General features: G+C 61.1%; 12 protein-coding genes. All 12 read right to left on the reverse strand.

What is annotated here, in order from left to right; genetic code table 11:
• Positions 1-21 precede the first annotated feature (21 nt).
• On the reverse strand, positions 22-1,290 hold the full coding sequence (locus ACWFSR_RS13640) for an APC family permease (protein WP_447522656.1): 1,269 nt from the start codon (positions 1,288-1,290) through the stop codon (positions 22-24).
• Between the two features lie 83 nt (positions 1,291-1,373).
• Positions 1,374-1,964 carry a DUF305 domain-containing protein gene (locus ACWFSR_RS13645; RefSeq protein ID WP_447522657.1) on the reverse strand — a complete coding sequence of 197 codons (591 nt, stop codon included), beginning with the start codon at positions 1,962-1,964 and terminating at the stop codon, positions 1,374-1,376.
• Positions 1,965-2,053: 89 nt separating this feature from the next.
• Positions 2,054-2,476, reverse strand: coding sequence for a DUF6153 family protein (locus ACWFSR_RS13650; protein ID WP_447522658.1), 423 nt, complete (start codon positions 2,474-2,476; stop codon positions 2,054-2,056).
• Positions 2,477-2,576: 100 nt separating this feature from the next.
• Positions 2,577-3,008 carry a hypothetical protein gene (locus ACWFSR_RS13655; RefSeq protein ID WP_447522659.1) on the reverse strand — a complete coding sequence of 144 codons (432 nt, stop codon included), beginning with the start codon at positions 3,006-3,008 and terminating at the stop codon, positions 2,577-2,579.
• Between the two features lie 97 nt (positions 3,009-3,105).
• Positions 3,106-4,431 (reverse strand): aminotransferase class III-fold pyridoxal phosphate-dependent enzyme, encoded by a 1,326-nt coding sequence (locus tag ACWFSR_RS13660; protein WP_447522660.1) that lies wholly within the window; start codon positions 4,429-4,431, stop codon positions 3,106-3,108.
• 138 nt (positions 4,432-4,569) lie between these two features.
• Positions 4,570-5,712 carry an ABC transporter substrate-binding protein gene (locus ACWFSR_RS13665; RefSeq protein ID WP_197106748.1) on the reverse strand — a complete coding sequence of 381 codons (1,143 nt, stop codon included), beginning with the start codon at positions 5,710-5,712 and terminating at the stop codon, positions 4,570-4,572.
• A gap of 90 nt (positions 5,713-5,802) precedes the next feature.
• Positions 5,803-6,648, reverse strand: coding sequence for an ABC transporter permease (locus tag ACWFSR_RS13670; RefSeq protein WP_197109266.1), 846 nt, complete (start codon positions 6,646-6,648; stop codon positions 5,803-5,805).
• Positions 6,645-7,535 carry an ABC transporter ATP-binding protein gene (locus ACWFSR_RS13675; RefSeq protein WP_197106750.1) on the reverse strand — a complete coding sequence of 297 codons (891 nt, stop codon included), beginning with the start codon at positions 7,533-7,535 and terminating at the stop codon, positions 6,645-6,647. Before ACWFSR_RS13675 ends, ACWFSR_RS13670 begins: the two co-directional genes overlap by 4 nt.
• Entirely contained in the window at positions 7,532-8,485 is a 954-nt protein-coding gene (locus ACWFSR_RS13680; RefSeq protein WP_197106751.1) for an ABC transporter permease, read from the reverse strand. Before ACWFSR_RS13680 ends, ACWFSR_RS13675 begins: the two co-directional genes overlap by 4 nt.
• A gap of 4 nt (positions 8,486-8,489) precedes the next feature.
• A complete protein-coding gene (locus ACWFSR_RS13685) occupies positions 8,490-9,506 on the reverse strand; it encodes a TIGR03842 family LLM class F420-dependent oxidoreductase (protein ID WP_197106752.1) in 1,017 nt (338 codons plus the stop codon).
• A gap of 81 nt (positions 9,507-9,587) precedes the next feature.
• Entirely contained in the window at positions 9,588-11,051 is a 1,464-nt protein-coding gene (hydA, locus tag ACWFSR_RS13690) for a dihydropyrimidinase (RefSeq protein WP_197106753.1), read from the reverse strand.
• Positions 11,052-11,124: 73 nt separating this feature from the next.
• The gene (locus ACWFSR_RS13695; RefSeq protein ID WP_197106754.1) at positions 11,125-11,970 is read right to left on the reverse strand and encodes a nitrilase-related carbon-nitrogen hydrolase; all 846 of its coding nucleotides are present in this window, start codon (positions 11,968-11,970) and stop codon (positions 11,125-11,127) included.
• Between the last annotated feature and the right edge of the window lie 121 nt (positions 11,971-12,091).

A 12,091-nucleotide genomic window follows, 5' to 3' on the forward strand; every position in this document is an offset into this window, starting at 1 on the left:
TACGCCAGCACACCTCTACCCCTACCGACTCGAACGCGTGCGAACCGTCACGACCTGAGCCGCGACAATGGCGGCCACGATCACTGTAAAGAGATCGCTCTGAACCTTGAGAACCGCGAACGGGATCAGGATGGCGAGATCCAGCACGATGGTCAGCACCGGAAGCCAGATTCGCGCCTCAATCTTGGCCCGCAATCGGCGGATAACACCCCACTGCACCGCCATATCCATCGTCAGATAGAGAAAGACACCCATCGACGCGATCTGGCTGAGATCGAGAAAAACGGTGACGAGAATGGCGAGGCCCGCCGTGATGACCATGGGCTGATGCGGAACCGACTTCGGCAACGACGGAGCCTGCTTCATCTCCTGCAGCATCCCGTAGAGCCGCGACACTGAGTAGAGACTCGCGAGCAACCCTGAGAGCGTCGCCACGACGGCGATCGCAACGGTAATGCCGACACCCCACGCGCCGAAGAAGGGCTCCGCTGCTTGTGCCAAAGCGTAGTTGCGAGCATCCACCGCTCCACTCGCACCGATGCTCGAACTCACGGAAACCGTGATCAGCAAGTACAGGAAGGTGCAGATTGCCAGCGAAATGAGGATGGAGCGAGCAATGTTTCGCTTCGGATCTCGGATGTCGTCACCCTGATTGGTGATCGTCGTGAAGCCCTTATAGGCCAGAACGCACAGCGTTGTTCCGGCCAAGACCCCGACGATATTGATGGGGTCACCAGAAGACTTCGCCGAAAATCCGTCACCTACCGCCGCGACGCCAATCAGACCCGCAATAGCGAGAACGGCGATCCCGATGATCTTGGCGACTGCGGTGATTGTCGCCGAGCGTTCGACCATGGTGTTGCCGATGAAGTTCACAATCGCGGCAGTGACGATTGCGGCAACGCCCAAGATGGGAACCAGAATCACAGAATCTTGAAGCCCAAACGGCCGCAGCAGGTAGGTGCCGAAGGTGCGCGCCAGCAGACTCTCCGCCACCACCATCGACACGTACATGAATAGCGAGAACGAGCCGGCGGCGACTCCCGGCCCGTAAGCATCCTTCAGCAACATCGCGATCCCGCCCGATGAGGGATTCACGCTGGAGTAGCGAACGTAGGAGTATGAGCTGATGGCGGCAACGATTGCGCCAAGTAAGAAGGCGAGCGGGAAGAAGTCTCCAGCGAACTCCGCGACCTGGCCGACGAGAGCGAAAATTCCCGCGCCGATCATCACCCCCGTGCCTAACGACACTGAGCCCATGAGCGAAATTTTGTCTGTACGTGTAGCCATGCGAGTACCTATCTGTTGCGAAGCCAATTGAGCATTGCACGACAGCAATGGCCCGCCGCCCGAAAACGGCGGACCCTGCGTCGCTACAGCGAACTAATGATGCTCCGCATGAGCGAAATTTCCGTGGTCTGCGCATCCATTACCTCTTGGGCAAGAGCAAGGACATCCTCATTCTGTCCCGAATCAATCTCCAGCTCAGCCATGTCGATAGCGCCCTCGTGATGCACAATCATCTGCTCGAGGAACAAGCGAGAAGCATCGTCTCCGTTCGCTGCTTCGAGGTCGGCCATGTCGGAATCACTCATCATCCCGTCACCGTTACCCATGCCGTCCATACCGTCTGTCATCCCGACACCCCAGCCCTCTAGCCACGAGGTCATGAGCTCGATCTCGGGGCCCTGAGCTGCCTTGATCTCTTGGGCGAGCGTCACCACGCGCTCGTCGATGCCGTCTTTCTCCAACACCATGTCAGCCATCTCAACCGCCTGTTCGTGGTGCGGAATCATCATGGCCGTGAACATGACATCCGCGCTGTTCGCGTCGGCGACCACTACCGATTCTGTGGGCAACGAGTCGGGGTTGTGGCCAGATTGGGTCATAGCGTTTGCGCACCCCGAGAGCGCAACCAGCGCGGTTAGGGCGATTGCAGCCGTAGCTGCGGTTCGATTTTTCATCTCTCAAGTTCTCCAAATTAATCGCTAAAGGCGCGCGACCAGAACGGTCCCGCATAAGGCGTGTCGAAACTAAATCGACAGTGCGCCTCCTAGGTGCGACTAATGCAGAGAGCTATGAGATCAGGATGCAGCGACGGCACCACACGCGCCCATCGCGGAGACTGCGCCGGAGCGATCAACCGCTGCTCAAGGTATTGACCCCATCCTCGCACCAGTCTGGGCGAGGCAAGGAGGAGCGAAACGGTGAGGAGGGCGAGCACGCACCACATAAGAGCCATGGATGCGTCGCCACCACATCCCGAGCAGTCAACTGCGCTGAGCGCTGGGGTAATCAAAGTTGCTTCCTCGACGGTGGGGCTCCCCATCGACATGGTGGCCGCCATCGCCGACTCAGAATGAGAGGTGGACAACACAAGTGAGTGCATCGCCACAATGCCCGTGATGAGTGCCAGCGCGAGGCAGGCCATCGCGACGAACCGCCACGATGCTCGTTCTGCGGCGATGGGGGTCATTGCTCTCACTATTTTCTACACGCGTGAATCTTCGATTGCTCCGCACAGATTCTGATTCATCACCCTGTGCAATTCCCGTGATCTTGTGACTCGAGAACGGCTACTCCCGGTTCGCTGCCCAGGTTTCAGACTGATCATGCGCGAAGTGCACCCAGAGGGTTCTCGCAAGACGGCGCAATTGCGGGTAAAGAGTGCTCCACTGCTGCTTAGTCGGCGAGCCCAATTCGATCGCGACGGCCCGCACCGCGCCATCCTCGGCAAAAATCGTCACGCCGGCGAAATCACTGAGCGCCAGATCCGTGGTCTCTTGAGTGACCCACTCGGCAGGGTCGGTGATCGTGCCACCACCACCGAGGGATTCGTCCATTGCGAGGAGAGCTTTGTGCAGTTTCGCTACGTTGAGCTTCTTTCCGGCGGCAAGGTTGTCGGGGTCGTACCGGCGCGGGGCGAGCATGAATTCTGACTCTTCGAGCTCCGCATAGTCCTTGGTCAATTCGTGCGGATCTTCCGACCCTCCAGGCGTGCCGCTCATTTCGACCATGGTCATCCCCTCACCGAACCCACAAATTGAGTTTCACCCAAGTATACGAATCGGGTGCGCGATTGAACCGTGCGTCACAGCTCCCGGGTTACCCCAATTCGAGCGTCAGCACCGCATCGTAGATCTCCATCGCCTCAGCGATTTCGGCGGGCGTGACGACACACGGCGGCAGGACGTGGATGCGGTTCTCTGCCACAAAGGGCAGCAGCCCGCGCTCCACAAGGCCAGCACGAATGCGCCCCATCGTTGCGGCCGGCACGGGTTCACGGGTCGCCCGGTCGGTGACGAGCTCGAGAGCCCAGAACACTCCGCGACCGCGCACTTCACCGATCGACGGATGCCGTTCGGCGAGCGCGTGCAGCGCCGGCCCGAGGTGGTTCTCCGAGATATCGCGCACGTGCTCAAGAATGCCTTCGGAGGCGATCGTGTCGAGTGAGGCTACGACGGTGGCGGCAGCCAGCGGATGCCCCGAATACGTCAACCCGCCGGGGAACACCCGGTCGTTGAAGTGCGCCGCAATCGGGTCGTCGATGATCACACCGCCGATGGGAACGTAGCCCGAGTTCACTCCCTTGGCGAAGGTGATGAGGTCGGGGCGCGCATCGAAGGCGTCGAACGCGAACCACTCGCCGGTGCGCCCGAAGCCGCACATCACTTCGTCGAAGATCAGCAGGATGCCGTGCTGATCACACAGTTCGCGCACGCCGGCAAGGTAGCCGGGCGGCGGAAGCATGATGCCCGGAGTCCCCGGCACGGGTTCGAGCAGCACTGCGGCGATCGTCTCTGCGCCCTCGGCCTCGATCACGCGTCGCAAATGCTGCAGCGCACGTTCGCTTTCTTGCTCGGGCGTCGTCGCCCAGAACTCGGAGCGATACAGGTAAGGGCCGAAGAAGTGCACGTGGCCGCGCGCGAACTCGTTGGGGATGCGACGCGGGTCGCCCGTGGCCACAATGCTGCTGCCGGTGTTGCCGTGATACGAGCGGTACGCCGAGAGAATCTTGTCGCGCCCGGTGTAGAGCCGCGCCATCCGCATTGCATTCTCGTTGGCGTCAGAGCCGCCGTTGGTGAAGAAAACGCGATTGAATCCCTCGGGCGCAATGGCAGCCAATCGCTTTGCCGCCTCGCCACGAGTGATGTTGGCCGTCGGCGGTGAGATCGTCGCGAGCAGCTGAGACTGCACCCGGATAGCTTCGAGCAGGGCCGGATGCTGGTGCCCCAGATTCACATTGACGTGCTGGCTAGAAAAGTCGAGATATTCGTTTCCGGCGTGATCCCACACGCGGGTGCCGAGCCCACTCTTGATGCTCACGGCCGCAGCATGGGCGGGAGTCTGCGCCGACCACGAATGGAAGATGTGCGCCTGATCGAGCTCGAGCGCGTAGGCATCGAGGTCGGGGGTGTTCTGCTCGGTCATGGCGCGAGGCCTTTCGATCCGGGGTGGCAAGGAGATGGTGAGATGGTGGCGCGGGGCGCTGGTGTGACGCCGTGAACGCAACGAATGCCGCCCTCACCAGAGTAAGGGCGGCATCCGACTAGCGGTTATTCAGTGTGACTAGTTGCCGCCCTCGAGGAGGGTGACGTCGATCGGTGCGAAGCTGGAACCGGTGGTGTCTACACCCTCGGCTTCGAGCTCTTCAAGTGCCTGCATGATCCAGTCGTTCGACCATGCTGTTGCCGGCGGTGCCGTGGTGATGGGGCTCGCGCCCGTCTCGTTGACGGCACTGATGGCGCCTTCAACGGTGCGGTCCCAAGCGGCTTCATCGATGACGCCGATGCCGTTCTCGGCCGGCCAGATCAGCTTGTTGGTCTCGTTGACCATCCACAGTTCGTGGCTGGGGCCCCAACCGGAACCAGCAGCGACGGTGCCTTCGGCAGCATCTTCAGGGTTCTCAGCCGAGTAGATCCAGCCCTTAACAACGGCCTTGAGGAACTTGACCGTGGTCTCCTGGTAGTCCTCGTCGCTGTCGAGACGGTCGGTGTCAGCCCAGATTGCATCCTGGAGCATGGCGCCTACGGTGTCTTCGTAGCTGATGACGTTGAAGTCTTCAGGCTGGTACAGCTCTCCGGTGTCGGGGTCGGTCGACTCAAGCAGCTGAGCGTACTCGTTGTACGTCATGGCCTGTGCGGCATCGATGTCGCCCTGCAGGAACGCGTTCATGTTGAAGTCCTGCGTGATGATCTGCACGGTCGAGGAGTCGAGTCCTTCAGCAGCCATTGCTGCGAAGATCTCCCACTCGTTTCCGAAGCCCCACGAGCCAATCTTCTTGCCCTCGAAGTCAGCGACGGAGTCAATGCCCGAGTCAGCCCACGACACCTGAAGGGTGCCCGACTTCTGGAAAATCTGAGCAATGTCGGTGAGGTTGGCGCCCTGCTCGATGGAGCCGAGAACCTTGGGAACCCAAGCTACGGCGTAGTCAACGTCGCCGTTGGCGAGAGCGTCTTGCGGAACGATGTCGCCACCCGACGGGATGATTTCGACGCTGAGGCCTTCTTCTTCAAAATAGCCCTGATCGGCTGCGGCGAAGTAGCCAGCGAACTGTCCCTGAGGGAGCCACTGGAGTTGGAGCTTCACTTCGGTGAGGGCTTCACCAGATTCGCTGGTGGGCTCTTCGGCGGTGGAGCATGCTGCGAGGAGGACCGCTGCCGTTACGGCGAACGCTCCAGCCGCGAGTGCGCGGCGTTTGGTGAACTTCATGTCAGACCTTCCAGATTCACGGTGCAAGTGGATACTGCTGGTAGAGCTGGTGGAGCGGTTATCTCCTTCCCTTTTCTGCGCGGGGTGCTGTCATCGGGAGCCCCCGGTCGGTACACGGCGCAGCACTAGTCGTTCGAGTGCGAGCGTCGCGAGGTAGAAGAGCAGACCGAGAGCGATGGATGCCCCGACATAGGCCCACGCGCGGGAATACGCGCTTGAGGCTGCCGAGGTCGCAATCAGGCTGCCGAGTCCGCCGCGTGGTCCACCGAAGTATTCCGCCACGAGGGCAGAGATGACGGCGAGCGACGAAGCGATGCGGATGCCAGTGAGGATAAAGGGGCGGGCTGTCGGCAGGGTGAGCGAGCGCAACATCTGTCCGGAGCTTGCCGCGTAAGCCTTCATCAGGTCACGGTGCACTGGCCGCGTTTGGCGGAACCCGCGCAGGGTGTTGATGAAGATGGGAACGAACGACGCGATAGCGGCAATCGCTTGGCGACCGAACTGGCTGTCGGCCCCAAACATGGAGTTGAGCACAGGGGCGAGAGCCACGATCGGAACAACCGCGAGCGCGGCAATGATCGGTGCACTCATCTGGTCGGCGATGCGCCACCGTGCGGCGACCGCCGCGAGAACGATCCCGAGCAGCGAACCGACGAGCAAACCCAGGAGGCTGTTCGTGCCGGTGAGCACCGTTGCCGAGACGACGGCTGGCCAGTATGCGACCAGTTCCGCCATGATCGATGTCGGGCTCGGCAGCAGGTAGTCGGAGACGCCACCAACGGTGACGAGAAACTGCCAGATGGCGAGCACGATGATTCCGAGCGTGACGGGCGCGACCACGCGAAGGATCGACTCCGTTCGCGGGCTCCAGCCCTTGGTGCGCGTGGCACCGGTTCCGGCACCGATGATCGCGTTGGCGGTCGTGTTTGTCGTCATCGGGTGTCCACTCCCCTGGCGGCGCGCGGTGCGGGGTTTTCCGCATCCGAGGCTCCGCCGTGCAGTGCTTCACGCACTTCGGTCACCATCTCGAAGAACGAGGATGCTTCGCGCAGGTCGTCGTCACGTTCTTCGCGGCCGTCAGCAGCATCCAATCGCATCGGGATGATGTCGCTGATGCGACCGGGCCGCGGCGACATGACCACAACGCGGTCGGAGAGGAACACGGCTTCAGGAATCGAGTGAGTCACGAATACGACAGCAGCTCCGGTGTCGGCGGCGATGCGCACAAGGTCGGTCTGCATCTTCTCGCGCGTCATCTCGTCGAGGGCGCCGAACGGTTCATCCATCAGCAACAGTCGCGGCTGTTCCGCCAGCGAGCGGGCAATCGCCACACGCTGCTGCATTCCGCCCGAGAGCTGGTCAGGAAAACGATCAGCAAACTCGGTGAGGCCAACCATCTCGAGCAGGTCAGCAACGCGAGTGCGCCGAGCAGCGGATGCCACCCCGTGCAGTTCCAGCGGAAGCGCAACGTTCGCTGCCACCGTGCGCCACGGCAAAAGCCCGGCCTGCTGAAAAGCGATGCCGTAGTCCTGGTCGAGTCGAGCCTGCGTCGCCGTCTTGCCGAACACCGTCAGCTCCCCCGAAGTCGGAACATCGAGGTCGGCAATGAGTCTCATGAGCGTTGACTTGCCACAGCCCGACGGGCCGATGAGGGAGACGAACTCGCCGGCCTCAACGGTGAGGTCGATTCCTTCAAGCGCGTGAACGATGCCCGAGGCAGTCTGGAACTGTTTGTTGAGACCGCGAACGGCAACAGCAGCATCCGAAACATCGGTCGTCACCGTTTCTGCGGCGGGAGTGGTGGTCGGGATCTGGTCGCTCATGCGGCCTCCTCGGTTCGTCGGTAGTCCTTGAGAATGATGCCGAGCAGTGCAACGGAACCGGCCGCCACAAGCCCGAGCACGATTGCGCCGAAGATGGGGCCCCACGCCTTCGAGGGGTCGCCCGATGCTTGACCGGCAAATTGAATGAGTAGGCGTCCGATGCCGCCTTGAAGTCCGGTCGATACTTCCGCGACAACCGCGCCGATGACAGCGTTCGCTGCTCCGAGTCGCAGCGCAGGCAGAAGGTATGGAACGGCTGCGGGCAAGCGCAGTCGCACGAGCGTCGGCCAGTAGCCAGCGGCATACGTGTCGAAGAGCTCAACGTGGATGCGGTCGGGAGACTGCAGCCCCTTGAGCGCACCAACGGTGATCGGGAAGAACGCCAGATAGCTCGCAATGAGTGCGACCGACATCCAGTCTTGCCACTCGAAGGAGCCGATCTCCACGCGCGAGCCCCAGCTCTTGACGATCGGCGCAAAGGCGATGAGCGGCACGGTTTGGCTGATGACGATCCAGGGCAGGAGGCCGAATTCGGCGAGACGCCAGCGTTGCATGAGGAGCGCAAAAACGACTCCCACAATCACTCCGACAGCCCAGCCAGCAGCAGCGATTCCGAGCGTCATGAGCGAGGCAAGCGCCACGACTGCCCAGAGCGGAAGCGCACCATCTGCTCGCGTGACGGGCTCCGCGAGCCGCGTCATCATGTCCCACAGGTGAGGCATAGCGAGGTCGGTCGTGCGCGGAAGCACGCGAAGTTCGCCGATGAGCACGCCGTTGTCTGGACCGAAGAACTTGTAGCCCTCCCAGATGAGTGCGATGAGCGCTACGCCAGCGATGCCCCAGAGGAAGCCGCCGAGCAGCCGAGTGCGCGCGGGGTTAGCCACCGCACCCGGCGAACTCGCAGGGCGGACGGCAACCTCCCCACGCTTATCGTTTCGGGTTGCCGTCATCGGGTTAGACCTTCGCCGTCACTGTTTCGGTGAGGGCCGGGATTACCGTCTCGCCGTAGACCCGCATGGTCTCTTCTTTGTTGTCGTGCTGCAGGTAGCCGGCGAACTGATCGACACCGAGCTCGCGCAGCTTCTCGAGCTTCTCGATGTGCTCCTCAGCGGTTCCCATGACGCAGAACCGATCGACGATCTCGTCGGGCACAAACGCCGCGTGCGTATTGCCCGCTTGACCGTGCTGGTTGTAGTCGTAGCCTTCACGCTTCTCGATGTAGTCGGTGAGAGCCTTCGGCACGTCTCCGTCAGAGCCGTACTTCTTCACGATGTCGGCCACGTGGTTTCCCACCATGCCTCCGAACCAGCGGCACTGGTCGCGCATGTGCTCCCAGTCATCACCGATGTACATCGGCGCTGCAACACAGAACTTGATCGACATCGGGTCGCGTCCCGCAGCTTCAGCAGCGTCGCGCACCTTCTTGATCATCCAGGCGGCAATGTCGAGGTCAGCGAGCTGCAAGATGAAGCCGTCTCCGACTTCACCGGTGAGCTTGAGCGCGAGCGGGCCATAGGCCGCAACCCACATCTCGAGCTCAGAACCCTTGCTCCACGGCAGCTGCAACTGCGCTCCGCCGTATTCAACCGAACGCGAGTTCGCGAGTTCGCGGATGACGTGAATCGACTCCCGCAGATCCTTTAGGGTCGTGGGCTTGCCGTTGGTCACGCGCACAGCCGAGTCGCCGCGGCCGATGCCACAGACGGTGCGGTTGCCGTACATCTCGTTGAGCGTGGCGTAGGTTGACGCCGTGACGGTCCAGTCGCGCGTGGCCGGGTTGGTCACCATCGGTCCGACGATCACCTTGCGGGTCTCGGCCAAAATCTGGCTATAGATCACATAGGGCTCTTGCCACAGAATGTGCGAGTCAAAAGTCCAGACGTAGGTGAAGCCGTGCGCCTCTGCAAGCTTCGCGAGTTGAACGGTTCGTGCTGACGGCGGGTTGGTCTGAAGTACTGCTCCGAAGTCCATGGGGCTCCTCATTCGTGGTGGAAGGTCGTTTAAAGTGCAGCATCCGCTGGTGGTAGCCAGCGGATGCTGCAGCGAAACCGTTTAGGTCAGGTACTGAGTGAGGCCGCGCTTCATGAAGCGACCGTCACCCTTGGTGCCGAGGTACTGGTCGTCATCGACGATGACCTTGCCGCGCGAGATAACGGTGTCAACGTGACCATCGATCTCGAAGCCCTCCCAGGCTGCGTGGTCCATGTTCATGTGGTGCTTCTTGCCGGTGGGGTTGCCGTTTTCGTCGACCGGCATACCGATCGAGGTGTGACCGTTGGGGTCGTAGACCACAATGTCGGCGTCGGCGCCGGGCTGGATGACACCCTTTCGTCCGTAGATTCCGAACATACGAGCGGGGGTGGTGCTCGTCAGTTCGACCCAACGCTCGAGCGTGAGCTCGCCGGTGACAACACCTTGATACATGAGGTCCATGCGGTGTTCGACGGTTCCCATGCCGTTGGGGATCTTGCGGAAGTCCGCAAGGCCCAACTCTTTTTGGTCCTTCATGCAGAACGGGCAGTGGTCGGTGGAGACCATCTGCACATCGTTCGTGCGCAGCGACTGCCACATGGCATCCTGATGACCCTCTTCGCGTGAACGAAGCGGAGTCGAGCACACCCACTTGGCACCCTCGAAGTGGCCGTACTGCTCACTCTGCGCACCGAGTTGTTCTTCGAGGCTCAAGTAGAGGTACTGCGGGCAGGTCTCAGCAAAGACGTTCTGGCCGCGGTCACGAGCGGTGGCGATCTGTTCGACCGCCTGCTTCGCACTGACGTGAACGATGTAGAGCGGGGCGCCGGTGAGCTTCGCGAGCATGATCGCTCGATGCGTCGCTTCCTCTTCCATCTCCCAGGCACGAGCGACACCGTGATAATACGGGTCAGTCTTGCCCTGCTCCACGAGCTGCTCGGCGAGAACGTCGATGACCGGCCCATTCTCGGCGTGCATCATCGTCATCAAGCCGGTGTCGCGAGACACCTGCATTGCCTTGAGGATTTGTGCGTCATCCGAGTAGAAAACTCCGGGGTACGCCATGAACATCTTGAAGCTCGTGATGCCCTCGTCGGGCAGCTTCTCCATCGCCTTGAGCGACTCGGGAGTGACGTCGCCAACGATCTGGTGAAAGCCGTAGTCGATGGCGCAGTTGCCCGCCGCTTTGCCGTGCCACGCAGCGAGCGAATCCTGGATGCGCTCTCCAAAGGTCTGCACCGCAAAGTCGATGATCGAGGTCGTGCCGCCCCACGCCGCAGCGCGAGTGCCCGTCTCGAACGTGTCGATTGCCGCGGTGCCGCCGAAGGGCAGCTCCATGTGCGTGTGGGCGTCGATGCCACCGGGAATGACGTACTTTCCCGTGGCATCAATGACCTTGTCGACGGATGCCGCAATGTCGGTTCCAAAAAGCGTGCTGCCGGGAGACAACACAGCTTTGATTACTTCGCCGTCGATCAGGACGTCTGCTGGGGCGCGCCCCGTTGAGCTGACGACCGTACCGCCGGAAATGAGAGTGGTGGCCATGATTCGCTCCTCTGCGATGTCGTGTGCCTACTGTTCCCCAGGCGCCAAAACAACCTGGGGTTGAAGTTATGGCTTACTTAGGGATCGACAGGTAGGCGTCGGGGCGACGGTCACGGTAGAACTGCCAGTCGTCGCGCATTTCCTGCACGAGATCCATGTCGAGATCGCGAATCATGATCTCTTCATCGGTTCCTGAGCCACGTTCGCCCACGAAGTTTCCGCGGGGGTCGATGACCTGGCTGGTGCCGTAGAAGTCGACAGCTTCGTCGCCGTACTCGTTGTCTTCGAGACCAACACGGTTGGGCTGAAGCACAAAGTAGCCGTTGGCCACTGCTGCTGCTGGACCTTCAACCTCCCAGAGGCGGTTGGAGAGTCCGGGCTTCGTGGCATTCGGGTTGAAGACGATCTCGGCGCCGTTGAGCCCGAGTTCGCGCCATCCCTCGGGGAAGTGGCGGTCGTAACAAATGTGAACGCCCACCTTGCCGACGGCGGTGTTGAACATCGGGAAACCCAAGTTGCCGGGCGTGAAGTAGAACTTCTCCCAGAACTTGTCGAGGTGGGGAATGTGGTGCTTGCGGTACGAACCAAGGTTGGTGCCATCGGAGTCAACAACGACGGCGGTGTTGTAATACAGGCCCGTCATCGCTTCTTCGTAGATCGGCAGAATCATGACCATATCGAGCTCTTTAGCCAGGGCTTGGAAGCGCGTCACGATCGGGCCATCAACAGGCTCGGCGTAGCGGTAATACTTCTTGTCCTGAGTGATCCCGAAATAGGGACCGTAGAAAAGCTCTTGGAAGCAGATGATCTGGGCGCCTTGCGCCTTCGCATCCCGAGCGAACTGCTCGTGCTTCTGAATCATCGACTCCTTGTCGCCTGTCCAAGTGGTCTGAGTGATTGCTGCGCGAACCGTTGTCATTGTGCCTCCTGCGTTATTCGGCGTCATTGCCTGCGGCGATGAACCGGGAAAATGACACGCGAACGGGAACTATCCCCGTTCACCCATTCTCTAGGTTCATCGTTTCAATCGTGTTGTGCCT

Source organism: Salinibacterium sp. NYA9b (assembly GCF_976973725.1).